Source organism: Virgisporangium ochraceum, assembly GCF_016863655.1.
GTDB classification, from domain to species: domain Bacteria; phylum Actinomycetota; class Actinomycetes; order Mycobacteriales; family Micromonosporaceae; genus Virgisporangium; species Virgisporangium ochraceum.
The window spans coordinates 169,134-195,582 of record NZ_BOPH01000017.1; the positions used below are offsets into that span (position 1 = coordinate 169,134).

A 26,449-nucleotide genomic window follows, 5' to 3' on the forward strand; every position below is an offset into this window, starting at 1 on the left:
GCTGAGAGGCCGCGCGGTTCGCGCGGCCTTTCAGCGTGTCGGCGGCCTTTCAGCGTGGTCGCGGTCTGCGGGGCCCGGCGGCGTGGTCGCGCGGCCTTCCACGGCGGCGGGACCGGACGGCATCAGGCGAAGATCGCGAAGTAGACCGCGATGTGGTGGCACAGCGCCGCGACCAGCGTGCACGCGTGGAAGAACTCGTGGTGACCGAAGACCTGCGGCCACGGGTTGGGCTTGCGCAACGCGTAGAACACCGCGCCCACCGTGTAGAACAGGCCACCGGCGATCAGCAGCACCAGCGCCGTGACGCCGCCGCCCGTGTAGATGCCGGGCAGCACGGCGACCGCCACCCATCCGAGCGCGATGTACAACGGCGCCGACACCCAGCGTGGAGCGTTCGGCCAGACCAGCTTCAGTGCGACCCCCGCCAGCGCCCCGCCCCACACGATCGACAGGATCGTGGTGGCGGCGCCCGGCGACAGGAGCAGCACCGCGAACGGCGTGTACGTCCCGGCGATGAAGATGAAGATCATCGAGTGGTCGAGCCGGCGCATGATCGGGTACATCCGCCGGGACCACACCCGGCGGTGGTACAGCGCACTGGTGCCGAACAGGGCACACACCGTGACGCTGTACAGCAGGCAGCTGACGAGCGGGGCGGGCCCGGGCCGCGTCGCGGCGAGTGCGCACAGCACCACACCGGCGATGACCGCGACACCGAACGCGTACGCGTGCAGCCAGCCTCGCATGCGAGGTTTGCCCAGGTCGGAAGGGCGTAAGCGGGTTCCGGTGGTCACCTCTCCAGGTTACGGCACCGTAGGTTTCCCGCCTATGAACTGACGTCAAGCCCACGCAGGACGAGTGGTAGCCGCTCGGCGCCGCCCTCGGCGACCTCGATCGGCACGCCCCAGTCCTGCCTGGTGAGGTGGCAGGCCGGATGCTCGGCCTCGGCGTCACAGGTGGCCGCCTGCGCGGTGATCTGCAGCACACCGACGCCCGGTCGCAGCACGAGCTCGCGGCTCAGCGCCTCGGTCACGCCGACCCCGGCGGCCAGCAGCTCCGGCGGCGACGCCGTCACCTCCAGCCGCGTGGCCGGCCCGAACGACACGTCCAGCTTCTGCCCGGGCGCGGGCTCGAAGATCACGTCGAGAGTGATCGCGCCGGGGGTCAAGGTGGTCACGGGACGCTCGGTCCGCATCCGGGCCTCGTCGACGGGACCCGCACCGCGCGCCTCCAGCCGCGTCAGCCGGTGCGTGGACGACTCCACGACGAAGATCCCGTCGGGCGTGCGCACCAGGTCGCTCGGCTCGCCGAGCCCGGTGGCCACCGTCTCGACCCGGCCGTCACGGTAGCGGCGGACCGCGCCGTTGTACGTGTCGGCGACGAGGACATCGCCGTTGTCGTCGGCGAGGACCCCGAGCGGGTGCTGCAGCAGCGCCTCGGCGGCCGGACCGTCGACGAGCCCGAAGTCGAACAGCCCCTGCCCGACGACCGTGTGCACCTCGCCGTTCTCGACGTACCGCAGGGCGCTCGACTCGGAGTCGGCGATCCACAGTCGGTTTCCGTGAGCCGAGAGCCCGGATGGCTGGGCGAACCAGGCCTCCTTCAGCGGACCGTCACGCAGGGCCTCGACGGTGGTGCCGGCGTAGACCCCGGCCGTCCGCTTGATCGGGTCGAACCACCAGAGCTGGTGGATACCGGCCATCGCGATGATCACGAGGTCGTCGTACCAGGCCAGGTCCCAGGGCGAGGAGAGGTCGACGGCGAGTGCGTCGTGGGCGTCGAAGTCGACGCTGGAGCGCCAGGGTCTGCCGCTACCGGCGACCGTGACGACCTCACCGGTCGCGGTGTCGACGCCCCGCAGCAGGTGGTTGACCGTGTCGGCCACCACCACGTCGTATCCGCAGATCTCTCTGATGTGTGCGGGCAGCGCGACCATGCCGCCGGGCTCGTTGAACCTGGCCCTGTCGGCCGGCCCGTCGACGTGTCCCCGTTCCTTGTCGCCGATCCGCTTGTGCACTCTTTCGGTGGCGGGGTCGTAGAAGACGAGGCTGTGGTGCGCCGAGTCGGCGACGAGGAGTTGTTCGCCGAGGCTGATCGCCTTGCCCGGGAAGCGCAGGTCGGTGGGCTTCGGCTCCGGCGGGACGTACGGGCCTTCGCCGCGCACGAGCGTCCCCTTGCGCTCGTGTTCCTCGACAAGCTGGTCGATCAGGCGGGCCAGGCCCTCGGCGTGGCCCTCCCCGGCCATCGACGCGACGACGTAGCCCTCGGGGTCGATCACCGACAGCGTCGGCCAGGCCTTGGCCGTGTACTGCTGCCACATGTTCATGTCGAAGTCGTCGAGCACCGGGTGGGTGACGCCGTAGCGCTCCACCGCGGCGGCCAGCGCCACGGGGTCCTTCTCGTGTTCGAACTTCGGCGAATGGACCCCGATGATCACCAGCACGTCGGAGTACTTCTCTTCGAGCGGACGCAGCTCGTCGAGCACGTGCAGGCAGTTGATGCAGCAGAACGTCCAGAAGTCGAGGACGACGATGCGACCCCGTGTACTGGCGAGCGTGAGCGCGCGGCCGCCCGTGTTGAGCCAGCCGCGGCCCTTGAACTCCGGTGCCCTGACCCTTACGTCTTTGGCCCTTATTTCTTTGGACTGAGACACAGAACCTCGGTCTTCCCATCACGCTCGATGAGGACGAACGGCTGGGCCTGGTCGGCGCAGTCCTCCCGCTTGGTCTCCTTGGAGACCACCGAGAAGGCGCCGTCCTCGTCGCAGTCGACCTGCTTCGCCTCGTTGCCGTCCTGCTTGACGCACGACCCGACGGCGAAGTTGTTGGAGCTGCCGAGCACCTTGAACGCGACAAACCCACCCGTGCCGAGCAGAAGCAGTGCGGCGACCGCGATCAGCGCGATGACGAGCACCTTCTTCTTGCCCGATCCGCCCTCCGCCCGTCCCGACGAGGGACGGCCGGGAGCCGGCGCGCCGTAGACGCCACCGCCCGGCTGGGCGGGGGTGTGATCGAACTCCTGCTGGTACCCGGCCGGTCCACTCGGGCCGAACCCACTGAACGCGGGCGGGCCAGAGGCAGGCTCGGCACCGTAGCCGGATTCTGGCGGGCCGCTGGCGGGTGGGCCGCTGGCTGGAGGCGCGCCGAATCCGGATGGTGGGCCGCTGGCGGGTGGGCCGCTCGCGGGAGGCGCGCCGAATCCGGCGGGTGGGCCGCTGGCTGGGGGCGCGCCGAACCCTGCTGGTGGGCCGCTGGCTGGAGGTGCGGCGAAGCCGGCGGGTGGGCCGCTGGTGGGTTGGGCGCCGTAGACACCGGGTGGGCCGCTGGTGGGTTGGGTGCCGTACACGCCGGGCGGGCCGCTGGTGGGTTGGGTGCCGTACACGCCGGGCGGGCCGCTGGCCGGGGGTGCGCCGAAGCCGGCGGGTGGGCCGCTTGCGGGTGGTGCGCCGAAGCCGGCCGGTGGCCCACTCGACGGCTGGGCGCCGGACGGAGGCGCGGCGAACCCGGCGGGCTCGTCGGCGGACGGAGGCGCACCGGTCGGAGCGGCGAACGATGCCTGCGGGGGCGGTCCACCAGCTGACGGGCTGACGGGCTGGAATCCCGGGAACGACCCGGCCGGTCCCGGCAGCGGCTCGAACCGTTGCCCAGCGCCGGAGGTCGGCGCCGGGTTCCCGAAGCCGCCCGCCCCGGAGGTCGGGTTGGCCGTCCCGAAGCCGGGACTACCCGCCCCGGCGGCAGAGCCGGGCCCAGCGGCAGAGCCGGGCGCGGAGCCCGCGCCGGATCCGGCGCCGGGGCCGAATCCGGAGTCCGAACCGAACCTGGAGTCTTGACCGAATCTGGAGTCCGGACCCTGGTCCGGGGTGTCGGGCTCGTCGGCGGGTTGCTGCGCCGGGCGGCCGTACACCGCACCACGCGCCGGACTGGCCGCTGGCGGCCGGCCGTATACCCCGGTCGCCGGTGATCCGCCGGGGTCGGAGCTGGCCGGGGCGGGCGGCGCCGACGACGGGGGTGGTGAGCCGTACACCGATCCGGCGCCCGAGCCACCCGACACGCTGGCACGTCCGGCACCGGCCGGCCGCAGTGGCGGTGCGCCCGCCGGTGGCGGAAAGGCCGGGGCGGCGGGGGCCGCGGGCGGCGGTGCGTCCGACGATCCGAAAGGCGGTGCGTCCGAGGATCCGGACGGTGATGCGTCCTGGGGCCCGGACGGTGGTGCGTCCGGGGACCCGAACGACGGTGCGCCGGGGGACGCGAACGGTGCGCCCAGCGCCCCCGACGAGCCCTGGCCACCGGAAGCAGCGGCCGGCGGCCCCGACGGCGGTGCCGGCGGCCCTGACTGAGGCGCCTGGTCGAACGGGGGCGCCTGGTCGAACGGGGAGGAAGCGGGCGGCGCCGGGTTGAAGGGCGCGGCTGGCGGCCCCGAGGAGGGCGCGGGGTTGAAGCCAGCACCGGGCGGGCCCGAGGAGGGTGCCGGGTTGAAGCCGGCACCGGCCGGCCCCGACGACGGGGCCGGGTTGTACCCCGTACCCGGCGGGCCGGACGACGGAGCACTCGCGAACGGCGACGCCGGCGGCTGCGGGTCAGGGGTGGCCGGCTGCGGCGCAGCCCCGGGCGGCGGCGGGAACGCGCCTGCCGGACCCGATGGCGGCGGGTACGCGCCTCCCGGACCCGGAGGTGGCGGGAACGCGCTCGTAGATCCCGGTGGTGGCGGAGGAGGTCCCGGTGGCGGGTACGCCCCAGGCTCGCCCGGCGGCTGCGGGTACGCCGGGGAGCCGCCCGGCGGCGGAGGCGCCGACGGAGGCATCGCCCCCGCCGGTGGGGGGAACGCTGCGGTGCCGGCGGGAGGTGGCGCCGGGGGTCCGGACGTCGGGGCTGCCGGTGGGGCAACCGGGCCGGCCGGCGGGAACGGGCCCAGACGTGGGCCCTGCTCGTCGTCGGGGTCCGGGTCGGGTTGACGGCTCACCGGAGTGCCGTACACCGAACCGCTCGCGCGGTTCGGGGGTGGCACGGACGCACGGGCTCGCGCGGGTGCTTCAGCCGGCGGAGTGGATTCGCCTGGCTCATGGTTCTCGGCCGTCATGCGCGCCTCCTCGGTCGCATCAGCACAACCTACCCGTAGCGCGCACGCCCGCTGCAAAACCCCTGGGTACAGCAAGAGGCCCGACCGGCGGGACCGGTCGGGCCGTGATCGGAGGTGCTCTTCAGTTGCCGGATCTTCGCCCCGGTCACCGTGAGGCCATCGCCTCGAGTTCCTGGCGGAGGGCGTGCGACGGGTAGGTGTTGATCGCTCGGGCGATGGCCTCACGACGACGGGCGGCCTCGCGGCGAACGCGGTAGCGCTCGATGATGCTCATGGTGGATTTCCCTTCCTCTACGCCTAAGTAAACGGCGTAGAGGCGGGGATATTCCAATGATTAGTAGGTGAGGTGGGGCACACCCCTACGAATATTCGGTTGCGGTTCAGGTCCAGGACAGGAGCGCGGCCTCCGGATCGCTGAGGAACTCGCTCACGTCGTGTAGGAACTTCGAGCCCTGCTCGCCGTCGATGATGCGGTGGTCGAACGACAGGCTCAGCGTGAGGACCTGACGCACCTTGACCTTGCCCTTGTGTGCCCAGGCGGCGTCGCGGACGGCGCCGACCGCCAGGATCGCGGCCTCGCCCGGTGGCAGGATCGGCGTGCCGGTATCGACGCCGAACACTCCCACGTTGGTGATCGTGAACGTGCCGCCGGACATGTCAGATGGCGCCGTGCGCCCCGCCTTGGCGGTGCTGACCAGGCCGGACAGGCCGTCGGCCAGCTCCCGGAGGCTCAGGCTCTGCGCGTCCTTGATATTGGGGACGATCAGTCCCCGCTCGGTGGCCGCCGCGATCCCGAGATTGACATAGTTCTTCAGCACGATCTCGTCGCCGGCCCAGGACGAGTTGACCATCGGATGCCGCTTCAGGGCCGTGAGCACCGCCTTCGCCACGAGGAGCAGGGGCGAGACCCGTACCTCCCGCCACTCCCGACGCTCCCGGAGACGCTCCAGGGCCCGCATACCGCGGGTGACATCGACCGTGTTGAACACGCTCACGTGGGGGGCCGTGAACGCGCTGGAGACCATGTTCTCCGCCGTCAACTTGCGGACACCCTTGACGGGTATGCGCTGCTCACGGGCACTTTCGTCGACCGTGGGAGTGACCACCGACACGCTCTGCGCCGAGAGCACGTCGTCGCGCGTGATCGAGCCCGCCGGGCCCGACCCGGTGAGCGTCGCGAGGTCGATCCCGAGATCCCGGGCCAGTTTCCGCACGGGCGGCTTGGCCAGCACCGCCGCCGACGCCGGGGCCACCGGCGCAACAGGAGCAGCAACAGGAACGGCGATAGGAGCAGCAACAGGAGCAGGAGCAGGGGCAACCACAGGGGCAGGAGCGGGGGCCGAAGCTCCGTTCGTCCCCGACACCCGGGGCCGCCGCTTCACCGAACCGGCCCGGGGCCCGTACCCGACCAGCACCGCGTTCGGTGCCGGTCCGCCCGTCATTCCGGGCTCCACCGGCGCGTCTCCCGCGATCTCGACCGCGGCCAGCGACGCCGCCGACGGCACGGGCCCGGCGCCCGGGTCGGTGTCGATCGAGATGATCGGGGTTCCGACGGCCACCGTCTCGCCCTCGGAGCAGTGGATCGCGGTCACCTGGCCCGGCCACTTCGCCGGGATCTCCACCGCCGCCTTGGCGGTCTCGACCTCCACGATCGGCTGGTTCTGGGTGACGGTGTCACCCACCGACACCAGCCACTTGAGAATGTCGCCCTCGACCAGTCCCTCACCGAGGTCGGGCAGCGCGAAGTCCTTGATACGCGTCATCGCGGAACCCCCCTCAGAACCCGAACGAGCGGTCGACGGCGTCGAGCACCCGGTCGAGGTCGGGCAGGTACTCCTCCTCGACGCGGGCCGCCGGGTACGGGGTGTCGAATCCCGTCACCCGCAGCACCGGCGCTTCGAGGGAGTAGAAGCACTTCTCGGTGACGCGCGCGGCCACCTCCGCCGAGACGCCGAGGTTCGACGGGGCCTCGTGGACCACCACGCACCGCCCGGTGCGCCGGACCGACTCGTACACGGGGTCGAGATCGAGCGGCGAGATCGTGCGCAGGTCGACCACCTCGATGGAGCGACCGTCCTCGAGGGCGGCGGCGGCCGCGTCGAGGCACGTGCGCACGAGGGGCCCGTACGTCACCACCGTGACGTCCGTTCCCGGCTGCACCACCCGCGAAGCGTGCAGAGGGGAGGCGGGGGACTCGAGGTCGAGCTCGCCCTTCTCCCAGTAGCGCCGCTTCGGCTCCAGGAAGACGATCGGGTCGTCGCTGGTGATGGCCTGCTGGATCATCCAGTAGGCGTCGTTCGGCGTGGAGCAGGCGACGACCTTGAGGCCGGCCGTGTGGGCGAAGTAGGCCTCGGGCGACTCGGAGTGGTGCTCGACCGCGCCGATGCCCCCGCCGAACGGGATGCGGATGACCATCGGGACCCGCACCCGGCCCTGCGACCGGTAGTGCATCTTCGCGACCTGCGACACGATCTGGTCGTAGGCCGGGTAGACGAAGCCGTCGAACTGGATCTCGCAGACCGGCCGGTAGCCCCGGATCGCGAGGCCGATCGCCGTGCCGATGATGCCCGACTCGGCGAGCGGGGTGTCGATGACCCGCTCCTCGCCGAAGTCCTTCTGCAGTCCGTCGGTGATGCGGAAGACGCCGCCGAGCTTGCCGACGTCCTCACCCATGATCACGACCTTGTCGTCGTTCTCCAGGGCGCGCCGCAGGCCGAGCGTGAGGGCCTTGCCGAGAGTGGTGGTCACCGGTGGCTCCCCTCGAACGAGGCCAGGTAGGCCGCGAACTGTTCCTGCTGCTCGTCCAGTTCCGGAGAGCCCTCCGGGTAGACGTGGTCGAAGAGCGTCAGGGGATCCGGGTCGGGCATCGCGAGGACCCGTTCACGCAGCTCGAGGGCCTGCGTAGCGGCCGAGTCGTCGCAATCGGCGAAGAACGCGTCGTCGGCGAGACCCTCGTTGGAAAGCAGGAGGCGCATCCGCTTGATCGGGTCCTTGGCCTGCCAGGCCTCGACCTCGCTGGCGATGCGGTAGCGCGTGGGGTCGTCGTTCGTGGTGTGCGCGCCCATGCGGTAGGTGTAGGCCTCGATCAGCGACGGGCCCTGGCCGTGCCGGGCGTCGTCGACGGCCTTCCGGGTGACGGCGTACGTGGCCAGCACGTCGTTGCCGTCTACCCGCACGCCGGGGAAGCCGAAGCCGTTGGCGCGCTGGTAGAGCGGCACGCGGGTCTGGCGCTCGAGCGGCTCGGAGATCGCGTACTGGTTGTTCTGGCAGAAGAACACGACCGGCGCGTTGAACACCGACGAGTACACGAACGCCTCGTTCACGTCGCCCTGGCTGGACGCTCCGTCACCGAAGTAGGCGATGACGGCTTCGCCCTCGTCGGTGCCGACCTTCCCGTCCATCGTGATGCCCATGGCGTAGCCGGTGGCGTGCAGGGTCTGCGCGCCGATCACGATCGTGTACATGTGGAACTTGTGTGCCTGGGAGTCCCAGCCGCCCTGGTCGACGCCGCGGAACAGGCCCAGCGGCATGATCGGGTCGATGCCGCGGGTGTAGAGCACGCCGTGCTCGCGGTACGTCGGGAAGGCCATGTCCTGCGGGCGCAGCGCCCGACCGGATCCCACCTGGGCCGCCTCCTGGCCCAGCAGGCTGGCCCAGATGCCCAGCTCACCCTGGCGTTGCAGGGCGGTGGCCTCGGCGTCGAGCTTGCGGACGGTGACGAGGTCGCGGTAGAGCCCGCGGTACTCGTCGGGGGTGAACTCGACGGAGTATTCGGGATGTTCCACCCGTTCCCCGTCGGGGCTCAGTAGCTGTACGAAGTCGGGGTCGGGCCCCGGACCTCCCTTGGCCATTCGTGTTCTCCCTGTCGTGTCTCGCGACGGCAGCGGGGTGACCCTGCCGCGCAGCGGGGTGGCGCCGCGCGCTCCGCCCGATCGGGGGTGGCGCTCGCGGCGGGAGTGTGACGCCGGCGCCAGGCCACGCAGGTTGTGCGAAGGCCGCGGCCCCGGTGCCGCCGGGTCCAGTCTCGCAGAAAGTTCCGTCGGGACCAGAGGCAAGACGTCCATGGGCCCTCATGTTCGCGTCCGACCGAGGTCCACGCGCGTTGGAACCTGTGTCGATGGTCAATGGACGAAGGAGTCCGCGTGCCCTTCCCCCCGCACGCCCCGGTGACCCACAAGGCACCGGTCCGCTCGCCGAGCCGGCGCGCCTGGATCGCGGTCGGCCTGCTCATCGCGCTGACGGCGCTGCCGACGCTGGTGGTGGTCCTGGCCGGTCGGGCAGCGCTGCGTGACGACGGCGGGCCCGACGGCTACCGCGCCGACGGCGGTCCACCGGTCCTCGTCGAGCCCGCGCCCGGCGGTCCGCCCGTGCGGCCGCCGGCGGGCCTCGCGCCCGAGGACGGCGCCCGGGCCGACGGGTCTGTGGCGTCGGCCGCGCCCGCCCAGGCTCCCGCCGCGGTCGCCGATGGCAACCGGCCGGAGTCGAGCCCGTGCCCGACACCGACGCCCGGCAACGTGCCCGGAACACCCCCCGGGACCGCACCGGGTTCGGGCGGGGCACAGGCCGCGGGTGGCGGCGGCGCGTCGGCCGGTGGCGCTCCGCCGCCGGTGTCAGGCGGTTCCGGTGACGGCGTGAGCACGCCTCCCGTCCAGGCCGGCCCGGACCCGGGGCAGGGCGGCGACGGGTCCGACGACGGGTCCGGCCACGACTCCGGTCACGACTCCGGCCACGGCGACGGCGGAGACGACTCCGGTGGTCAGGTGGCCGCCCCGGCGGCACCCGGCCGCCACGGTGGCGACTCCGGCGGTCGCGGTGGCGACTCCGGTGGTCACGACGGTGGCGGCGGTCAGCACTCCGGTGGCGGCAGCGGGTCGGGATCGTCCACCGGGTCGGGGTTCATCGAGAACGTGCTCGAAGGCCTCGGTATCAAGGTCGGATAAGGTTCCCGCGTGGTTCATGTGCGGCGGTACGAGCCGGCCGATCTCGATGCGATACGGGAGGTTTGCGTCCTCACCGGGCATGTCGGGCGGGATGCGCGCGGGAGCATGACCGACACGTCACTGCTGCCCGACACGTTCGCCGAGCCGTACGTCGTCTTCGACCCGCTGCTCGCGTTCGTGGCCGACGACGGTGGCCGGGCGGTCGGATACGTCCTCGGCACCGCCGACACGGTGGCGTTCACCGAGTGGTTCCGGACCACGTGGCTGCCGATGGTGGCGCCCCGGCACGCGGGGCGGCCGGCCGAGGTCACCGACTTCGAGAGCCTGATCCTCGAGCTGATGTACGACCCGGCCCGCATGGTGCACGACGACCTGGCCGAGTACCCGGCCCACCTGCACATCGACATCCTGCCCGAGTACCAGGGCCAGGGCCTGGGCCGGAAGCTGATCGACGCGTTCCGGGGCGGGCTGGCGAGCCGTGGCGTCGAGAGGTTCCACCTCTCGATGGACCCGAAGAACGTCGACGCCCGGGCGTTCTACGACCGGCTCGGGTTCGAGCCGATCCGGGTGTCGTCCGACCCGGGCGGCACCTACCTCGGCCGCAGCAGCGGCGGGTAGAGCCCCGCGTCGTGACGCGAGGCGCTCACCGCGGTGGGCGCGGCGATCCCGGCCGACTGGCTGCGCGGTCACCGACCGGACGATGGTGGTGGCCGCCCGGTCACTCAGCTTCGTCGTCGCCGCGTAGGTTGTAGGTGGCCAGCCAGTCGGCGACGGCCTTCTCGTCGTCGAGGTCGACGCCGTCCTTCAGCAGCTCGATCATCGCGGTCGCCGCTTCGCTGCGGTGCGAGCCGCTGCGGGCGCGCTGCGCGAACTCGGTGCGGTTCAACGCGACCGCGGCCACGTTCTGCGCGACCTCGCGGGCCGGCAGCCCGCTCATCCGCCCGGCCCACCGCACCCACGCCGAGAGCACCTTCGGGACAAGCTCGATGTCGGCGCGGTCGAGTAGGGCGCGCGCTGGCAACCAGTCCAACAGAAAGGTTCTGACCGTGGCGGGGTCCCACCGCAACGGGTCGCTCTCCGCGAAACCACTGATGAGCTTCAACGCGAAATCCCTCGACTCCGCGTCGGCCTTCGCGATGCGCGCGGCCTCGGGCGCGTCGAGGAAGTCCTTGACGGTGAGCTCGTCGTTCTCCGGCAGCAGGCGCAGACGGAGCGCGGCGAGCGCGCGGTCGCTGGTGAGCGAACGCGTCTCGGGCAGCGTGGCGAGGTCGTCGGTGGTCGCGAGGAAGCGCTCGACCTCCGCGCGGAGCTTGCGCGGGTCGACCTCGGTGAGCCGCACCTTCGGGTCGGTGGCCGTGGCCGCCTCGAGCTGGGCGAGCAGGGCGCCGGCCGGTGCGGCGACGAAGAGGTCGCGGAGCTGGCCCTCGTCGTGGTCGACGACGGCGGCGACGACGTGGTCGGGCCCGCCGTCGTCGGGGTCGTCGTACGTGAACGACGCCAGGTAGGTGACGCTGTCCTTGTCACCGAAGACATGCGCGCCGGTGGGCCGCACCTGTGCCAGGTGCTCCAGCCACCTGGGCGGGTCGTCCGGCGCGTCGGGCGCGTCGTCGCCGTAGGTCGCCAGCACGGCCTGGAGGAGCGCGGCGGGGCGGGTCTGGTTCCGGGTGAGGTGCTGGCGCAGGCCCTCGGTGGTCTCCGCGAGCACGGCGGCCCGGTTCCCGTCGGCGATCGCGTACGCGGCGCCGAGCATCGTCGACACCACCAGTTCGGCGTCGTAGGCGGAACCGACCCGGTCGAGGTCGCCGGCGACGGAGAGGAACAGGTCGTAGCGCTCGGCCGCCGCGCTGCGACGCTGCGCGGGAACCTCGCCCGCTGCCTCGGGGGTGGGCATGGGCGCGAGTCTACGTCGCAGCCTCGGTGCAGTTCGGCCGATCGGCCACGCGCCGCCGCGCCGGCGACCAGCATGAGAACATGACGCAGACTCTCGCTCCGCGCCTCGCCGTGGGGGTGCGCCCGTACCGGGCCGCCGACCACAACGCCTGCCGTCGGCTGTGGGGCGAACTGGTCGAGCAGCAGTGGGGGCTCTACGGCGCGCCGAGCGGAGACGACGATCCGGGCGCCGGGTTCGAGGAGTACCTCACCCGGCTCGACCTCGCCGGTATGTGGGTGGCCGACGACAACGGCGTGGTCGGGCTGATCGGCCTGGTACTGGGCGGCACCGGTGGGGCGGTGGACCCGGTCGTGGTCACCGGCCGCCGTCGTGGTGAAGGCATCGGGCGGGCGTTGCTGCTGCACGTGGCCGGGCAGGCCCGTGCGAGGGGACTGCGTGAGCTGACGATCTCGCCGGCCTGGCGCAACGCGGAGGCGATCCACTGCCTGCACGCCGCGGGCTTCGACGTCCTCACCAACATCACCCTGGCGATGCGGCTCGACGACCGTTCCTTTCAGCCGGGGCCGGATCTGCACGAACGGAGTTTCCGCAGCTGACGCCTGTGGATAACGTCGAGTTGTCCACAGGCGGACGGTTGCCTGTTCCGTCGTGCGGCGGGCTCCCCGAGCCTTGGCTCATGTCTCACGTCATGCTCCGGTCGCCGGCCGACGTCATCGCGGCGGTGCCGTACCTGTTCGGGTTCCATCCGGCCGACAGCCTCGTGCTGTTGGCGTTCCACGGGAAACGCATCGTCTTCCAGGCCCGGGCCGACCTCCTGCCGGCCAGCGACGTCGAGGGGGTCGAGGCCGTCGGTGCGAGGCTGGCCGCGATCACCAGCCGGAGCGGTCCGGCCGGGGTCATCCTCATCGGGTACGGGCCGGAGCCGGCCGTCCTTCCACTGGTCGGGTCGGTGGGCAGCGGGCTCGCGAGCCACCAGATCCCGGTGCTCAGCGTGCTGCGGGTCGACGGGGGCCGGTACCGGGAGATGCTCTGCGACAACCCGGTGTGCTGCCCGCCCGAGGGTGTGCCGTTCGACCCCGCCACCACCCAGATCGCCGCGTCGGCCACGTTCGCCGGCTTGGTCGTGCACCCCGACCGGGCGGCGCTGGCCGCCACCATCGATCCGGTCGCGGGCGCCGGAATCGAGCCCGAGATCGCGGCCGCGCTCGACCGCCTCGCGGCGTTGCCGGGCGGCCAGCGCGGCCTGAGGACGGCGGTCCGCACGGCGGTGCGGCAGGCGTTCGAGCGGTACATGAACGGCGGTCGGCTCGACGACGACGAGGTCGCCTGGCTGGCGGTGCTGCTGTCCGACGTCGTGCTCCGCGACGACACCTGGTCGCGGCTCGTCGCGGGGCGGTCGGTGCCCGCACACGAGGAGATCTGGCGAGACCTGGTGCGCCGGGTGCCACGGAGGTACGTCCCGGCGCCGGCGACGCTGCTGGCCCTGGTGGCCTGGCGCACCGGCAGCGGGGTGCTGGCGGAGATGGCGGCCGAGCGGGCGCTGGAGGCCGATCCGGCGTACCGGCTCGCCCAGCTCGTGCTGCACGCGATGCGCAACGGGCTCCCGCCGACCGCGCTCGACGGGCGACCGGAGCGGCGGCTGCGCCGGCGCCGGGTGCCGCGGGTCAGCGAGGCGGCGTGATCACCCGCTTGTCGCCCGCGTAGATGTTGAACGCCCGGTCGCGGAGGAAGCCGACGAGCGTCAGCCCCGACTCGGCGGCCAGATCGACGGCCAGCGTGCTCGGCGCCGACACGGCCGCGAGCACCGGAATGCCGGCCAGGGTGGCCTTCTGTACGAGCTCGAAGCTGGCCCGGCCACTGACCATGAGCACGTGGCCGGTGGCGGGCAGCCGGCCGTTCCGCGCCGCCCAGCCGACGACCTTGTCGACCGCGTTGTGGCGGCCCACGTCCTCCCGGACGCACACGAGGTCGCCGGCCGCGGTGAACAGGCCGGCGGCGTGCAGGCCACCGGTGGCGTCGAAGGCCTTCTGGGCGGCGCGCAGCGTGTCGGGCAGCGTCACGAGCGTGGTGGCGTCGACGGTCACCGGGTCGGCGCCGAGGTCGTGGCGCGAGCGCACCCGTACGGCGTCGATGCTGGCCTTGCCGCAGACCCCGCAGGAGGAGGTGGTGTAGAAGTTCCGCGACGGGTCGGTCGTGGGTGGTTCCACGCCGGGTGCCAGGGCGACGTCGACCACGTTGTACGTGTTGGGCTCGTTGTCGCCGGCGCACAGTTGCGCGGTCACCACGTCGTCGGGCGAGGCGATGACGCCTTCGGTCACGAGGAAGCCGATGGCCAGGTCGAGGTCGTTGCCGGGGGTGCGCATGGTCACGGCCAGCGGGGGGCGCGGCCCGCCCGCGGGTCCGACCCGGATCTCCAGCGGCTCCTCGGCGGCCAGGGTGTCGGGACGGGTGCGGGTGGCGCCGTCCAGGTCGACGCGGGTGATGCGTCGGCGGGCTGTCACGCGTCCCATCGGTCGAGCGTATGTCGAGGGCGGCACTGTCACACGGGAGGCGTCGGGCGGCGGCTTACGGTGGGTGCGTGAGTCGGTTCGGGGTGGTGGTTCTGGCCGGGGGAGCGGGGCGGCGGCTGGGTGGTGCCGCGAAGCCCACGCTGGTGGTGGCCGGGCGTCCGATGCTGGCCCGGGTGCTGGCGGCTGTCGACGACGCGGCCGAACGGGTGGTGGTCGGGCCCCCGTCGTTGGGCCCGCTGGTGTCCGGGATGTCGGCCGGCGGGATGTCGGCCGGCGGGGTCGTTCTGGTTCAGGAGGAGCCTCCCGGGGGTGGGCCGGTGGCGGGGCTGGCCGCCGGGCTCGCGGAGGTGTCCGCGGAGCACGTGCTCGTGCTCGCCGCTGACCTGCCTTTACTCACGCGGGAGGCGGTCGGGGCGCTGCTCGGGGCGCTGGGCGGCCACGACGGTGCGGTGTTCGTCGACGGGAACGGGCGGCAGCAGTGGCTCTGCGGGGCCTGGTCGTCGGAGGCGCTCCGGCGGCGGCTCGCGGTGATGGAGGCCGGGGGTCCGCTGGCCGGGCGGGCGATGCGGGAACTCGTCGCGCCGCTGGCGGTCGTCGGCGTCCAAGGCGACGACGTGCCGGTCGGCGGCGTGCCGGTCGGCGGCGTGCCCGGCAGTGGCATGCCCGGCGGCGTGCGGGGCGACGGCGTGCGGGGCGACGGTGTGCGGGGCGACGGTGTGCGGGGTAGCGGCGTGCGGGGCGACGGTGCGCCGGGCGATGGCGTGCGGGGCGATGGCGTGCGGGGCGATGGCGTGCGGGGCGACAGTGTGCCGGGCGACGGTGCCGGGCGGCCGCCGTGGTACGACTGCGACACGCCGGCCGACCTGGCCGACGCCGAACGGAGGCTGACGTGACGTTGGACGAGTGGGTCGCCGCCGCGGCGGCCGAGTTGGAGCTCGGCGAGCTGCCTGCCGGCGAGCAGCAGCTCATCCTCGACCTGGCGCGTGAGGTTGCCCACAACGTGGTGCGTCCAGGGGCACCGGTGTCGGCGTACCTGGTCGGGCTGGCGGTGGGGCGCGGAGCGTCACTGGCCGACGCCACGCGGGCACTGACGGAGCTTGCTCAGCGCCACGGCGCGGCGGCGCGGGGTGGCGACTGAGCCCCAGCGGAGCCGCGGCAGAGCCCCAATCGAGCCGCAGCAGGGCCCCGGCGGAGCCGCAGGCGGGCAGCAGCCGGCGTCGCGGGCGCAACCGTCGGCTCACCGGCCGCTCGGGCATCGTAGGGTGGGCGCGTGACGACCGACCCGGCGCCGCCTGGCGACACCCGTACCGATTCGGCCCGGGTCGGCGGCGGCCTGCCCGAGGCCGCGCTCCTCGACGACCTGACCGCTGACCTGCGCACCAAGGTCGGGGAGGCGTGGCAGGAATTCGGCCGCGCCCTCGCGACCGCGCTGCCCGTGCTGCCGCCCGGCGCCTCCGTGGAACTGACGCTCGACCCGACCGCCTCGGGCACCGACGACGCCGTCTACTCGGTGAACGTCACCGCCAGCGAGGCGACCTTCATCGGCTTCGCGGTCGGCAACTCGGGCCTGCCGCCCGCGTACCGGCTCAGCCGGGCCGCCGTCGGCGACCTGGTGGCGCTGGGCTGGTCACCTCCGGGGGTCATCGACGGGTCGGGCGACTCGTTCGGACTGCAGCTCCCGCACGACGAGGCGGCGATGCTGGCCGTCATCGTCACCCGCACCATGCGCGACGTGTACGGGGCGCCGCACCCGGCGTTCCTGACGTACGCCGTCACCGGGGCCGACGCCACCCCGGTGCAGCTGCCGGCGCTGGGCACCGCCCGGGCCCTCCTCGGTGGGCCGCTGCCCCCGCCGGCGGTCACCGCCGCGGAACCGGTCGAGGAGAAGCCGGAGCGGTCCGAAGAGCCCGAGGAGGACGGCGGCCTCGTCGACCCGGCCGTGCTGCTGCCGCTCGCCGAACGGGTACAGCTCGTGGTGGCCCGGCTCCTCAAGACCAAACCCGAGCAGTTGCAGGTCGACGCCGACGGGGACATCGGCATCCGGGCCGGCTCGGCGATGGTGTTCGTGCGGGTACGCGACAACCCGCCCCTGATCGACGTCTTCTCGCCGGTGCTCACCGAGATCGAGCCGACCGAACGGCTGTACCGCAAGCTTTCCGAGCTCACGAACCGGATGCCGATCGGCCGGCTGTACTGCAGCAACGACACGGTGTGGGCGTCGGTACCCGTGATGGGCCGCGACTTCCAGTCCTCCCACCTGATGCTGGCCGTGCAGGTGATGACCGGGCTGGCCGACGAGCTCGACGACCGGCTCCAGGGCGAGTTCGGCGGCAAGCGCTTCTACGGCGACGCGGAGAAGTCGGCGCAGTCGCCGGCCGACGAACGCACCGGCATGTACCTGTAGGTCAGCCCCCGGGAAACATCCGCGGGCACCTGCCGATCAGCCCCAGGGGAACATCCGCGGGAAGTCGCCGAACGGCCCACCCCACTGCGGTGCCGGCGCCGGCTGCGGCTCGTCGTCGTGCCAGGTGCGGCGCGGCGGCTCCCAGCGCCGCCGGGGCGCGGTGGTCTCGGCCGCCGTGGGCTCCGCGTCGGCGCCGGCGGCCAACCCGGCGGCCGGATCGCCGGCGGCGTCGGTCACGGGACCGGTCGCGGGGTCGGTGACAGCGCCCGGGTCGGTCGTCCCGTCGCCGCCGGAACCGGCCGTCGCGGAACCGGCCACCACGGGGCCGGAACCGGCCACCGCGGGAGCGGAACCGGCCACCGTGGAACCGGCCGCGGGAGCGGTGCCGGCCGTCGGCGCGGCGGCCGCCGCGTTCGGCGTCGACCGGACCGATGCGGTGGGACCGACGACGGGACGCCGCGCGGCGGCGGCCCGGCGCGCCGTCTCCTCCGGGCCGGACGGGCCGGACACGCCGGACAGGCCGGGCGGCACGGGCGGCGCGGGTACGGCGCCGGCCGGGTCACCACCCGACGTGACCGGCGCCGGCGCGGGCAGCCCCAGCGCCTCGGCCCAGCCCGGGGTGTCGATCGGCCCCGTTGCCGACGGTTCGGGCGAACGTTCGAACGCCACCTCCGGCGGCGCTCCCGTCCGTATTTCGGCCGGGCGGTCGAGCGTCCAGGTGAGGCCGGCGACCGCGAGGCCGGTGACCCCCGCGGCGACGATCGTCGCCACCGCCAGGGCCATGCCCGGCGGAACCGGAACGGTCGTGCGACTGCGGTCGCCGGGCAGGTCGAAGTCCATTCCACGTCCCCCGTTACATGTGGCCTCCGTCGAGGTGACCACCGTTGACGCCGGGGTGTGAGTTCACCTCAGAGGTTTCACACGAACGGGTGGTCCCACCCGCGCTCCGCGCAGGACGACGCGCCGGCGAGAAGCGGAGCGGCCGGGACGCTTCGCCCGTGCGTCCCGGCCGCTCCCTCAGGGGAGGAAGGTCTATGCGAACGGCACCCACGCCTGCTGCGCCATCGTGGTGGCGTCGTTGGCCTGCAGGCCCTGCGCCGACACCGTCCAGAGCGTCCCGTCGATGAACACCGACCGGCGGATCATCGCCGGGTACCCGTTGTCGGCGTTCGGCTGCGCGAGGAAACCGAGCTCGGTGATCGTGGTGCCGGAGACCCGCAGCGCGAGCGCGCCGAGCTTCCCGTCGCCGCCGCGGCCCTTCCCGGTCAGCGGCACCACCAGCAGCCCGGTGGCCGGCCAGTACAGGAACGCGTGCGGGTCGAACTCGGCCTCCGAGTGCGCGCCCTGCACGTGGTGCTGCGCCAGCCGCGTCGGCTTCGCCGGGTCGCGGACGTCGAACAGCGAGATCTGGGTGCCCTGTACCCGACCCTGGTCGTTGGCCTCCTGCCCAATGCCGAGGAGCAGGCCGTCACCGGCCGGGTGCAGGTACGCCGAGTAGCCGGTGATCTTCAGCTCGCCGGTGACGGTCGGCTTCGCCGGGTCGCGCAGGTCGACCGTGTAGAGCGGATCGGTCTGGCGGAACGTCACCACGTAGCCCATCGGTCCGACGAACCGCACCGAGTAGATGCGCTCGCCCTTGCCCAGCCCGCCGACCTTGCCCACCGCGGCCAGGCTCCGGCCGTTCTGCTTCAGGGTGTGGACGGCCGACTCGCTGGTGCCGCCCTCCGCGCGTCCCCACACCGCGGTACCGGTGGTGGTCGCCACCCGGAGGTGGCCGTTCCAGTCCGACATCGAGTACTGGTTGAGCAGCCAGCCGTCGACGGCACCGCCCGCGACGAACGCCGGACGCCCGGGCTTCGACGTGTCGAACTTGTAGATCTCGGTGCGCTGCTGGACCCTGGCCGGGTCGTCGCCGTCGCCGCGGGCCATCACGCGCCAGCGCTGGTCGTTGGCGACGTACAGGCTCGGGCCGTTGGAGTACACCGTGTCGCCGTCGGCCGCAACGGTGACCGGGTCGCCGTTGCCGAGCGCGCTCTTCGTCAGGTCGAACGAGAGGACCGTGAGCATCGTCGCGGCGGTGAACTCGGCCGGGTGCGCCACCGCCGAGCAGTCGACCCGGCCGGTGCTGACCTTGCCGCCGTCGTCGACGGTGTACCGCGGCAGCCAGTCGGAGACGTCGGCCTTGTTGATCGCGTCGATCATCGCCAACCGGTACGACTCGGGCGTGCCGGCCTGCGTGGGGCGGTCGATCTCGGGCGCCGACCGCACCACGACCCGCACGGTCGAGCCGACCTGCCGGGCGTCGACCACCGAGCCGCTCATCCCGAACCGGCCCAGCACCCGCGGGGTACCGGCCAGGTCAACCAGCGTCAGCTGCGGGGCGATCGGCGCGCCGCGCTCGCGGTAGTAGCCGTACCGGGCGCCGATCAGGAGCACCTTGTCGCCGCTGATCAGCATCTCGCCCAGGTCGTAGGCGTCGTTCGGGTCGGTGGCGACCGGGACCCGGGCGGTCTGCGCGCGGGTGGTGGCGTCGACGACGCGCAGCACCCCGCCCTGCACGGTGATGATCCGCTTGCCGTCGGTCTTGACGATGTCGGGCTCGTCGACGCCGGCCTCGTGCGTGTTCGTGCCGGAGTAGCCGCTCGACCCGCCGCCCGAGTCACCCGGCGCCGTCTTGGCGGTGTCGCGCGCGGCGTTGGGACCGGCCTCCGCGGCATCGGCCCGCCCACCCGCGGCCGGCTCCATGGCGCTGCCGTAGGACCGGTCGGCCCAGGCCAGCACGTTCTTGCGGGCAGCGGCGCGCAGCCCTTCGAGCGCGGCGTCGCAGTCGGCGTACGAGACGAGCCGGAACTCGCCGGCGGCGGCCGGCGGCTCACCGGGGCCACCGGGGCGCGAGGGCTCGTCGGTGGTGCATCCGGCCACCACGAGACCCACCGCTGCGGCGATCGCCGCGACTGCGTGACGCGTCATGCCCCTACGACGTGACGCGCCGCCGGCAGGTTCCCGGGATTCTCAGTCGATGAGCCGGGACAGGACGATCATGCTGCGCGTCGAGGTCACGAACGGTTCGGCCCGCAGGCGCTCCAGGGCCTGCTCGATGCCCGCGATGTCGGCGGCGCGCAGGTGCACGAGCGCGTCGGCCTCACCCGAAACGGTGAACAGGCCCACCACCGCCGGATGCCGCTTCGCGGCCGCCGACAGCTGGGTCGGGCTGGTGCGCCCGGTGCAGAACAGCTCGACAAACGCCTCGGTCGTCCAGCCGATCGCCACCGGGTCGACGATCGCGGTGAATCCCTTGATGACCTTCCCCGCCCGCAGCCGGTCGACCCGGCGCTTCACGGCCGGCGCCGAGAGGGCGGCCCGCGCGCCGATCTCCGCATACGAATAGCGGGCATCCTCCTGCAGCAGCGCAATGATCTGCTGGTCGATGTCGTCAATGCGCAACGAACCGCTCCCGCCTCGCAAGATTTCCCGCTATCCGCTGCACCGAAGCGTACTTAGCGTTTGTGATCGTGGGAGTGGCGGAGCGGAAGCCGCGAAAGCGGACATACCTCATGTGTGCACCGGAGTTCTTCACGGTCGGGTACGCGATCAACCCGTGGATGGACCCGGGCACGACGGTCGACGTCGAACTGGCCGTCAAACAGTGGACGCGGCTGCGCGAGACCCTGGTCGACCTGGGCCACACGGTGCACGTCATGCAGGCCCAGCCGGGACTGCCCGACATGGTGTTCGCGGCGAACGGCGCGTTCAGCGTCGAGGGCGTGGTGTACGGCGCCCGGTTCCGCCACCCGCAGCGGTCGGCGGAGGCCGACCACCACAAGGCCTTCTACGCCGAACAAAAGAGCTGGCGGTTCGTGGCGCCGACCGAGGTCAACGAGGGCGAGGGCGACTTCGCCTACCTGCCGGGGCGGCTCGGCGGCCTGGTGCTGGCCGGGCACGGCTTCCGCACCGACCTGAGGGCGCACGCCGAGGTCCAGGTGGTGCTGGGACGCGCGGTGCTCTCGCTGCAGCTCACCGACCCGCGCTTCTACCACCTCGACGTGGCGCTGGCCGCGCTCGACGACCACACGATCACCTACTACCCGGGTGCGTTCGCGGAGCCGACCCGGCAGATCCTCCGCAACGCGTTCCCCGACGCGGTGGTCGCCGACGAGGAGGATGCCCTCGCCTTCGGCCTGAACCTGATCAGCGACGGCAAGCACGCGGTGCTCAACAGCGAGGCGACCGGGCTCGCCGCGAAGCTGCGGGCCGCCGGCTACGAGCCGGTGCCGGTGGAGCTCAGCGAGCTGAAGAAGGGCGGTGGCAGCGTCCGCTGCTGCATCGCCGAGCTGCGCGGTTAGGAAAGTCGTACACCGGGTACATCCGCCCCACCAGGAGGGGAGACCCGATGTCCAGGATTTCTTTCACGGTCGTCCGGCTCGGCGGCGCGGCGCTCATCTGGGCCGACCGACCGCTGGGTGGGTCGATCGCGCCGAAACTCAACCAGGCGCTGGCGCAACTGGACGCCGACGCGGCGACCCCGATCGTCGTCGACCTGGTGCGGGTCCCCGCCCTCGACGAGGGCGTCATCGCGGTGCTCGCGGCCGCCGCCGTGCGCGCGGGTGACCGTGGGCGCGGCCTCGAACTGCGACTGTCGAGGGGACGCTCGGCAACCGTCGCCAGCGCGGCACAGCTGCGCATGGTGATCGGTCAGGCGTACCCGAGCATCGCGGAACCGGGCGCGGCGTAAGCGGCGTAACCGCTCAGACGAACGCGGGCTGGCGTCCGAAGACGCCGTGCAGAGCCGCCGCCGAGGCCTCGACCGCGGCGGTGCGGATCCAGAAGTGCTCGCGGACCCCGTCGACAGCGGTCGCCGACAGTGCGATCGCGCCCATCGTGGGTTCCGGGGTCCAGATGACGTCCGACAGGTGCCGCGGGTCGGCGTTGAGGTGCAGGTGCTGGCGCCGCAGCACCCGGGTCTCCCGGGTGACCACCAGCCGGCGCGCGGTGAGCAGCAGCAGGTAGGTGGCCCGGTCGCCGGGCCGGGTGGCCCGCGCGAGCAGCACCGGCTCGTCGTCCTTCGGCACGCAGCTGTGCAGGATCGGCAGCTGCCGGCAGACCGTCGCGGCGTCGGCGCCCGTGCGCCTCGCCGCGGCGACGAGGCGGTCGAGCAGGCGTCGGGTCTTGGCTCGCGGCTCCATGTGACTCGTAACGAGGCGTTCATGGAGAAGGCTGCGGCCTGTCCGCCGGATCGCACACGAGGTGCGGTGATCGTCTTAGATGGCTCTTAATTCCCGCCCGGATAGGGTGACCCCCGTGGACATTCGCGCGCCGATGCCCGATCCGTCCCCTCGCGAGGGTGTGACGGAAGCTCCGACGAGTGCGGCCTGGCGGGTCGACAAGCGGTTCACCGTGGCCAAGTGGGCCGGCGCGGCGATCTTCGCCCTGGCCGCGGCGATCGGCTTCCGCGACCCCGGTCAGCTGATCGTGGTCGGCATCGCGGCCGTGCTGCTGATCGTGCTCGGCGTGCGTGACCTGCTGGCGCCGGTGCGGCTGGCCGCCGGTCCGGAGGGCGTCACGGTCGCGACCGGGTTCCGCGGTCGGCGCACGATTCCGTGGAACCAGGTCGAGCACATCAAGGTGGACGCGCGGCGCGGCATGCTGCTGCGCAGCCAGGTGCTCGAGCTCGACACCGGCGACCAGCTGTACTTCTTCAGCGTGAACGAGCTCGGCGCGCCCTGCGAGGAGGTCGTCGACACGCTCGTCCGGATCAGGTCTCGATCCGGACCGTAAGTACCGCGATGTCGTCGCGCGGCGGGTCGGGCGAGAACGCCACCGCGGCCGTGCGCAGCCGGCTGGCCACCACCTCGGCGGGGAACCCGGCCAGTGTCGACGCCTCCGCGCGCAGCCGGTCGATGCCGAACAGCTCGCCGCGGTGCCGCCGCTCGGTGACCCCGTCGGTCGTGAAGATGAGCATGTCGCCGGGGTTGAGCGGCACCTGCTCGACCGGCGACTTGACTACCGGCAGCAGGCCCAGCGCGGTGCCGCAGCGGCCGACCAGCCGGGTGCGCCCGTCGGGGTGGACGAGTACCGGCTGGTCGTGCCCGGCGAGGTGCAGCGCCATGTCGACCACGCCGTCGGGCCGCGGGGTCAGCACCGCCAGGGCCAGCGTGCAGAACCGACCGGATCCCCGCTCGACAAGCGTCTCGTTGAGCCGGCCCAGGGTCTCCGCCACGGGCCGGCCGTCGCGCACCAGGGCGCGGGTGACGTCGCGGACCAGCCCGGTGACGATCGCCGCCTGCACGCCCTTGCCCGACACGTCACCGATCACGACCATCCACCGGCCGTCAGGCAGCCCGACGATGTCGTAGAAGTCGCCGCCCACGTCGACCGCCGACGAGTACGACCCGGCCGGCACGTACTCCGCGCCGAGGTCGATGCCGTCGATCTCGGGCAGCTGCGGCGGCAGCAGCGACCGCTGCAACGCGGTGGCGACGGACCGCCGCTCGGCGTAGATGCGGTTGTTGTCGATGGACACCGCCGCCCGCCGGGCGAAGTCCTCGATCGCGGCGATCTCGTCGGCACCCTGCCGTCCGTCGGCGTCACGGCCGACCGCGATCGTGCCCAACCGCTGGCCACGGGCCACCAACGCGACCGCGACCCCGTCGGCCGGCGCCGCGAGGGGAACGGGCGCGTCGAGGCCGAGCGCTTCGAGAAGCTGCGGCCGCGCGGCGTCGAGAAGATCCATGAGCTTCGGGACGGACGACTCGTCGCTGTGCGTGCTGGCGGCCAGCCGCAGCTCGCCGTCCTCCTCCAGGGCGTGCACCGCGCACCACAGCCCGAGCCGGGGCACGATCAGGCGCGGGATCAGCGCGAACGTGAGGTCGACGTCGAGCGACTGGGCGAGCAGGTCGCCCGACTCGGCGAGGAACGTCAGCCAGCCCTGCCGGGCCAGGTCGGCCCGCCGCAGCCGGTGGTTCTCCAGCAGCAGCCCGATCCGCTCAGCGGCGAGCGCGACCAGCGGGTTCTGGCCCGGATGGGCCGGGTACAGCGTCAGCTCACCGCGCCACGGCCGCGACAGCCGCAGCGGGACGCGGGTGCTGCCGTCGGGCGGCACGCCGAGGCCGTACGCGGCGATGGTGCGCGGACCGTGATCGTCACCGTGGTCGATGAGGATCGCGGCGCTGGCGGCCGCCGTGGCGTGGGCGAGCCGGCGCAGCAGCTCCTCCAGCTGCTCGGCCAGGCCTGTGGTGTCGGTGAGCGTGCCCAGCTGGGTCAGCGGGTCGACCGCGGGCCACGGCATGGAGCCGGGCGCGAGGGTCGTGGAGGACCCGGGACGGGCGAGGTGGAACCACACGCCCTTGCCGGTGCCGTGGTGCACGGTGCCCCACCGTTGGGCGAGCCCTTCGACCAGGATCAGACCGCGGCCCCGCTCGTCGTCGGGAAGCTGCGACGTCAGCGGCACCAGGGGGCCGGCCAGCTCGTCGAGCACGGTGACCGTCAGGCCGGCCGCGTCGGAGATCACCTCGACGGTGACCGGGGTGGCGGCGTGCACGACCGCGTTCGTCACCAGTTCGGTGGTCAGCAGGAGGGCTTCGTCGATCACCTCGGTGAGGTCACCCTCGGTGGCGACGGCGCGCACGACGGACCGCGCGGCGCCCGGCGAGCGAAGCTCGGCCGGCAGCAACGTACGCCGCACGATCGGCGCGCCCGAGGCGGTCACAGTCGCAGTCTCCCCTGCCCGGCTGTAACAATCCAACCGGGGCACACGATGTTCAACCGGGTAGATGCCCGCCCACCCCGGTTCCCGGGAAGGGGAATTTCATGACAACCGTCGACCAGGTCACGTCACCGCGGACCGGTGGTGGCGACACGCCGGACGACAAGCTCCTGCGTGAGCTCACCGACGCGCTCGACCGCGTGGCGGCCGGCGACCTGAAGGTCCGGCTGGGCCGTCGCACCGGCGAGGCCGGCGAGGTGGTCGACAGGTTCAACCGCCTGATCGAGATGCAGCAGCGGCAGACCCGTGACCTGATGCGCATCAGCCGGGTCGTGGGCCGCGAGGGTCGGCTGACCGAGCGGCTCGACGAGGAGGGGCTGGAGGGAGCCTGGGGTGACCGCGTCCAGGCGGTGAACTCGCTCATCGACGAACTGGGCCGCCCCACCCAGGAGATCGCCCGCGTCATCGCGGCCGTCGCCGACGGTGACCTCACCGAGCACATGGCGTTGGAGATCGAGGGACGGCCGCTGCGCGGTGAGTTCCTCCGGATCGGCCGCACGGTGAACACGATGGTCGACCAGCTGTCGTCGTTCGGCGAGGAGGTCACCCGGGTCGCCCGGGAGGTGGGTACCGAGGGCAAGCTCGGTGGCCAGGCCGAGGTGCGCGGCGTCGCCGGCACCTGGAAGGACCTCACCGACGCGGTGAACACGATGGCCGCGAACCTCACCGGCCAGGTCCGGTCGATCTCGACGGTGGTCACCGCGGTCGCGAAGGGTGACCTGTCGCAGAAGATCACGGTGGCCGCGAAGGGCGAGGTCGCCGAGCTGGCCGAGACGATCAACTCGCTCACCGACACGCTCCGGGTGTTCGCCGACGAGGTCACCCGCGTGGCCCGCGAGGTGGGCACCGAGGGGAAGCTGGGCGGTCAGGCGCAGGTCACCGGCGTGAGTGGAACCTGGCGCGACCTCACCGACGCGGTGAACTACATGGCGTCGAACCTCACCGCGCAGGTCCGGAACATCGCGCAGGTCGCGACCGCGGTGGCGAAGGGCGACCTGTCGCAGAAGATCACGGTGGCCGCGCTCGGCGAGATCCTGGAGCTCAAGGACACCGTCAACACGATGGTCGACCAGCTCAGCTCCTTTGCCGACGAGGTCACCCGCGTGGCCCGCGAGGTGGGCACGGAAGGCAAGCTCGGCGGTCAGGCGCAGGTCACCGGCGTGCTGGGTACCTGGCGCGACCTCACCGAGAGCGTGAACGAGCTGGCCGGGAACCTGACCGGCCAGGTGCGGAACATCGCACAGGTCACCACGGCCGTGGCCCGGGGCGACCTGTCGCAGAAGATCACGGTCGAGGCCCGGGGCGAGATCCTGCAGCTGAAGTCGACCGTCAACACGATGGTCGACCAGCTCAGCTCCTTTGCCGACGAGGTCACCCGGGTGGCCCGCGAGGTGGGCACGGAGGGCAAGCTCGGCGGTCAGGCCCAGGTGAAGGGCGTCAGCGGTACCTGGCGCGACCTCACCGACAACGTGAACTACATGGGCTCGAACCTCACCGCCCAGGTGCGGAACATCGCCCAGGTGGCCACCGCGGTCGCACGCGGCGACCTGTCGCAGAAGATCACGGTGGACGCCCGCGGCGAGATCCTGGAGCTGAAGTCCACGGTCAACACGATGGTCGACCAGCTCAGCTCCTTTGCCGACGAGGTCACGCGCGTGGCCCGCGAGGTGGGTACCGAGGGCAAGCTGGGCGGTCAGGCGCAGGTCACGGGCGTCTCCGGTACCTGGCGCGACCTCACCGACAACGTGAACTACATGGCGTCGAACCTCACCGCGCAGGTCCGGAACATCGCGCAGGTCGGTACGGCGGTGGCGAAGGGTGACCTGTCGCAGAAGATCACGGTGGCGGCGCAGGGCGAGATCCTGC

General features: G+C 72.6%; 24 protein-coding genes and 1 pseudogene. 11 read left to right on the plus strand and 14 right to left on the minus strand.

What is annotated here, in order from left to right:
- Positions 1 to 122: 122 nt before the first annotated feature.
- From trhA to pdhA, 7 genes are all read right to left on the minus strand, one after another.
- Positions 123 to 746: a PAQR family membrane homeostasis protein TrhA gene (gene trhA, locus Voc01_RS06520; RefSeq protein WP_373873786.1), complete on the minus strand. Its 624-nt coding sequence runs from the start codon at positions 744 to 746 to the stop codon at positions 123 to 125.
- An 80-nt stretch (positions 747 to 826) separates the two neighbouring features.
- Positions 827 to 2,653, minus strand: a complete 1,827-nt coding sequence (locus Voc01_RS06525) for an NHL domain-containing thioredoxin family protein (RefSeq protein ID WP_239159993.1) — start codon at positions 2,651 to 2,653, stop codon at positions 827 to 829.
- Positions 2,632 to 2,913, minus strand: a complete 282-nt coding sequence (locus Voc01_RS06530; RefSeq protein WP_203926341.1) for an LppU/SCO3897 family protein — start codon at positions 2,911 to 2,913, stop codon at positions 2,632 to 2,634. The genes Voc01_RS06525 and Voc01_RS06530 overlap by 22 nt, the downstream gene beginning before the upstream one ends.
- Positions 2,914 to 5,221: 2,308 nt before the next feature.
- A complete protein-coding gene (locus Voc01_RS54000; protein WP_275423697.1) occupies positions 5,222 to 5,350 on the minus strand; it encodes a hypothetical protein in 129 nt (42 codons plus the stop codon).
- Positions 5,351 to 5,456: 106 nt separating this feature from the next.
- Positions 5,457 to 6,839, minus strand: coding sequence for a dihydrolipoamide acetyltransferase family protein (locus Voc01_RS06535; protein ID WP_203926342.1), 1,383 nt, complete (start codon positions 6,837 to 6,839; stop codon positions 5,457 to 5,459).
- Positions 6,840 to 6,852: 13 nt separating this feature from the next.
- On the minus strand, positions 6,853 to 7,824 hold the full coding sequence (locus Voc01_RS06540; protein ID WP_203926343.1) for an alpha-ketoacid dehydrogenase subunit beta: 972 nt from the start codon (positions 7,822 to 7,824) through the stop codon (positions 6,853 to 6,855).
- Complete coding sequence (pdhA, locus tag Voc01_RS06545; protein ID WP_373873788.1) at positions 7,821 to 8,960, minus strand: pyruvate dehydrogenase (acetyl-transferring) E1 component subunit alpha; 1,140 nt, start codon at positions 8,958 to 8,960, stop codon at positions 7,821 to 7,823. The genes Voc01_RS06540 and pdhA overlap by 4 nt, the downstream gene beginning before the upstream one ends.
- A 258-nt stretch (positions 8,961 to 9,218) precedes the next feature.
- Between pdhA and Voc01_RS06550 the strand changes: the two genes are divergently transcribed.
- Together Voc01_RS06550 and Voc01_RS06555 are read left to right on the plus strand one after the other, a co-directional pair.
- Positions 9,219 to 10,016 carry a hypothetical protein gene (locus tag Voc01_RS06550; protein ID WP_203926345.1) on the plus strand — a complete coding sequence of 266 codons (798 nt, stop codon included), beginning with the start codon at positions 9,219 to 9,221 and terminating at the stop codon, positions 10,014 to 10,016.
- Between the two features lie 105 nt (positions 10,017 to 10,121).
- Positions 10,122 to 10,634 carry a GNAT family N-acetyltransferase gene (locus Voc01_RS06555; protein ID WP_203926346.1) on the plus strand — a complete coding sequence of 171 codons (513 nt, stop codon included), beginning with the start codon at positions 10,122 to 10,124 and terminating at the stop codon, positions 10,632 to 10,634.
- A 100-nt stretch (positions 10,635 to 10,734) separates the two neighbouring features.
- Here the strand turns inward: Voc01_RS06555 and Voc01_RS06560 are convergent, their stop codons facing one another.
- Positions 10,735 to 11,907, minus strand: coding sequence for a hypothetical protein (locus Voc01_RS06560; protein WP_203926347.1), 1,173 nt, complete (start codon positions 11,905 to 11,907; stop codon positions 10,735 to 10,737).
- A gap of 80 nt (positions 11,908 to 11,987) precedes the next feature.
- Here Voc01_RS06560 and Voc01_RS06565 point away from each other — a divergent pair, with 80 nt between their 5' ends.
- Together Voc01_RS06565 and Voc01_RS06570 are read left to right on the plus strand one after the other, a co-directional pair.
- Complete coding sequence (locus Voc01_RS06565; RefSeq protein ID WP_203926348.1) at positions 11,988 to 12,503, plus strand: GNAT family N-acetyltransferase; 516 nt, start codon at positions 11,988 to 11,990, stop codon at positions 12,501 to 12,503.
- Positions 12,504 to 12,583: 80 nt separating this feature from the next.
- Entirely contained in the window at positions 12,584 to 13,588 is a 1,005-nt protein-coding gene (locus Voc01_RS06570) for a DUF4192 domain-containing protein (protein WP_203926349.1), read from the plus strand.
- Here Voc01_RS06570 and fdhD read toward each other — a convergent pair.
- Entirely contained in the window at positions 13,572 to 14,417 is an 846-nt protein-coding gene (gene fdhD / locus Voc01_RS06575) for a formate dehydrogenase accessory sulfurtransferase FdhD (protein WP_203926350.1), read from the minus strand. The two genes, Voc01_RS06570 and fdhD, sit on opposite strands and share 17 nt — an antisense overlap.
- A gap of 86 nt (positions 14,418 to 14,503) precedes the next feature.
- On the opposite strand from fdhD, the pseudogene mobA reads away from it, so the two are divergent.
- From mobA to Voc01_RS06590, 3 genes and pseudogenes are all read left to right on the plus strand, one after another.
- Positions 14,504 to 15,037, plus strand: a pseudogene (mobA, locus tag Voc01_RS54590) (molybdenum cofactor guanylyltransferase); the annotation flags it as partial.
- Between the two features lie 269 nt (positions 15,038 to 15,306).
- Positions 15,307 to 15,555 (plus strand): DUF6457 domain-containing protein, encoded by a 249-nt coding sequence (locus tag Voc01_RS06585; protein WP_203926351.1) that lies wholly within the window; start codon positions 15,307 to 15,309, stop codon positions 15,553 to 15,555.
- A gap of 195 nt (positions 15,556 to 15,750) precedes the next feature.
- Positions 15,751 to 16,821, plus strand: a complete 1,071-nt coding sequence (locus Voc01_RS06590; protein ID WP_203926382.1) for a T3SS (YopN, CesT) and YbjN peptide-binding chaperone 1 — start codon at positions 15,751 to 15,753, stop codon at positions 16,819 to 16,821.
- A gap of 36 nt (positions 16,822 to 16,857) precedes the next feature.
- Here the strand turns inward: Voc01_RS06590 and Voc01_RS06595 are convergent, their stop codons facing one another.
- The 3 genes from Voc01_RS06595 to Voc01_RS06605 all read right to left on the minus strand — a co-directional run bounded on the left by Voc01_RS06595 (position 16,858) and on the right by Voc01_RS06605 (position 20,265).
- Positions 16,858 to 17,661, minus strand: coding sequence for a hypothetical protein (locus Voc01_RS06595; protein ID WP_203926352.1), 804 nt, complete (start codon positions 17,659 to 17,661; stop codon positions 16,858 to 16,860).
- Between the two features lie 192 nt (positions 17,662 to 17,853).
- On the minus strand, positions 17,854 to 19,791 hold the full coding sequence (locus Voc01_RS06600; protein WP_203926353.1) for a beta-propeller domain-containing protein: 1,938 nt from the start codon (positions 19,789 to 19,791) through the stop codon (positions 17,854 to 17,856).
- Between the two features lie 42 nt (positions 19,792 to 19,833).
- Positions 19,834 to 20,265: an Lrp/AsnC family transcriptional regulator gene (locus Voc01_RS06605; RefSeq protein WP_203926354.1), complete on the minus strand. Its 432-nt coding sequence runs from the start codon at positions 20,263 to 20,265 to the stop codon at positions 19,834 to 19,836.
- A gap of 62 nt (positions 20,266 to 20,327) precedes the next feature.
- Between Voc01_RS06605 and ddaH the strand changes: the two genes are divergently transcribed.
- Both ddaH and Voc01_RS06615 read left to right on the plus strand, forming a co-directional pair.
- On the plus strand, positions 20,328 to 21,164 hold the full coding sequence (gene ddaH / locus Voc01_RS06610; RefSeq protein WP_373873787.1) for a dimethylargininase: 837 nt from the start codon (positions 20,328 to 20,330) through the stop codon (positions 21,162 to 21,164).
- Positions 21,165 to 21,211: 47 nt separating this feature from the next.
- Complete coding sequence (locus tag Voc01_RS06615; protein WP_203926356.1) at positions 21,212 to 21,553, plus strand: STAS domain-containing protein; 342 nt, start codon at positions 21,212 to 21,214, stop codon at positions 21,551 to 21,553.
- A 13-nt stretch (positions 21,554 to 21,566) separates the two neighbouring features.
- On the opposite strand, the gene Voc01_RS06620 is transcribed toward Voc01_RS06615, so the two are convergent.
- Positions 21,567 to 22,004, minus strand: a complete 438-nt coding sequence (locus Voc01_RS06620) for a hypothetical protein (RefSeq protein WP_203926357.1) — start codon at positions 22,002 to 22,004, stop codon at positions 21,567 to 21,569.
- A gap of 115 nt (positions 22,005 to 22,119) precedes the next feature.
- Between Voc01_RS06620 and Voc01_RS06625 the strand changes: the two genes are divergently transcribed.
- On the plus strand, positions 22,120 to 22,596 hold the full coding sequence (locus Voc01_RS06625) for a PH domain-containing protein (RefSeq protein WP_203926358.1): 477 nt from the start codon (positions 22,120 to 22,122) through the stop codon (positions 22,594 to 22,596).
- Here the strand turns inward: Voc01_RS06625 and Voc01_RS06630 are convergent.
- Positions 22,574 to 24,526, minus strand: coding sequence for a SpoIIE family protein phosphatase (locus Voc01_RS06630; RefSeq protein WP_203926359.1), 1,953 nt, complete (start codon positions 24,524 to 24,526; stop codon positions 22,574 to 22,576). The genes Voc01_RS06625 and Voc01_RS06630 overlap by 23 nt on opposite strands.
- A 101-nt stretch (positions 24,527 to 24,627) precedes the next feature.
- Between Voc01_RS06630 and Voc01_RS06635 the strand changes: the two genes are divergently transcribed.
- Positions 24,628 to 26,449 (plus strand): HAMP domain-containing protein (locus Voc01_RS06635; protein WP_203926360.1); only part of this gene is annotated, 1,822 nt, incomplete at its 3' end.

Excerpts from the sequence above, each read along its gene's own strand:
- trhA (WP_373873786.1), bottom strand. The coding sequence starts at position 746 with ATGCGAGGCTGGCTGCACGCGTACGCGTTCGGTGTCGCGGTCATCGCC.
- Voc01_RS54000 (WP_275423697.1), bottom strand. The coding sequence starts at position 5,350 with ATGAGCATCATCGAGCGCTACCGCGTTCGCCGCGAGGCCGCCCGTCGT.
- Voc01_RS06535 (WP_203926342.1), bottom strand. The coding sequence starts at position 6,839 with ATGACGCGTATCAAGGACTTCGCGCTGCCCGACCTCGGTGAGGGACTG.
- Voc01_RS06555 (WP_203926346.1), top strand. The coding sequence starts at position 10,122 with ATGACCGACACGTCACTGCTGCCCGACACGTTCGCCGAGCCGTACGTC.
- Voc01_RS06560 (WP_203926347.1), bottom strand. The coding sequence starts at position 11,907 with ATGCCCACCCCCGAGGCAGCGGGCGAGGTTCCCGCGCAGCGTCGCAGC.
- Voc01_RS06565 (WP_203926348.1), top strand. The coding sequence starts at position 11,988 with ATGACGCAGACTCTCGCTCCGCGCCTCGCCGTGGGGGTGCGCCCGTAC.
- Voc01_RS06570 (WP_203926349.1), top strand. The coding sequence starts at position 12,584 with ATGTCTCACGTCATGCTCCGGTCGCCGGCCGACGTCATCGCGGCGGTG.
- fdhD (WP_203926350.1), bottom strand. The coding sequence starts at position 14,417 with ATGGGACGCGTGACAGCCCGCCGACGCATCACCCGCGTCGACCTGGAC.
- Voc01_RS06595 (WP_203926352.1), bottom strand. The coding sequence starts at position 17,661 with ATGGACTTCGACCTGCCCGGCGACCGCAGTCGCACGACCGTTCCGGTT.
- Voc01_RS06600 (WP_203926353.1), bottom strand. The coding sequence starts at position 19,791 with ATGACGCGTCACGCAGTCGCGGCGATCGCCGCAGCGGTGGGTCTCGTG.
- Voc01_RS06615 (WP_203926356.1), top strand. The coding sequence starts at position 21,212 with ATGTCCAGGATTTCTTTCACGGTCGTCCGGCTCGGCGGCGCGGCGCTC.
- Voc01_RS06620 (WP_203926357.1), bottom strand. The coding sequence starts at position 22,004 with ATGGAGCCGCGAGCCAAGACCCGACGCCTGCTCGACCGCCTCGTCGCC.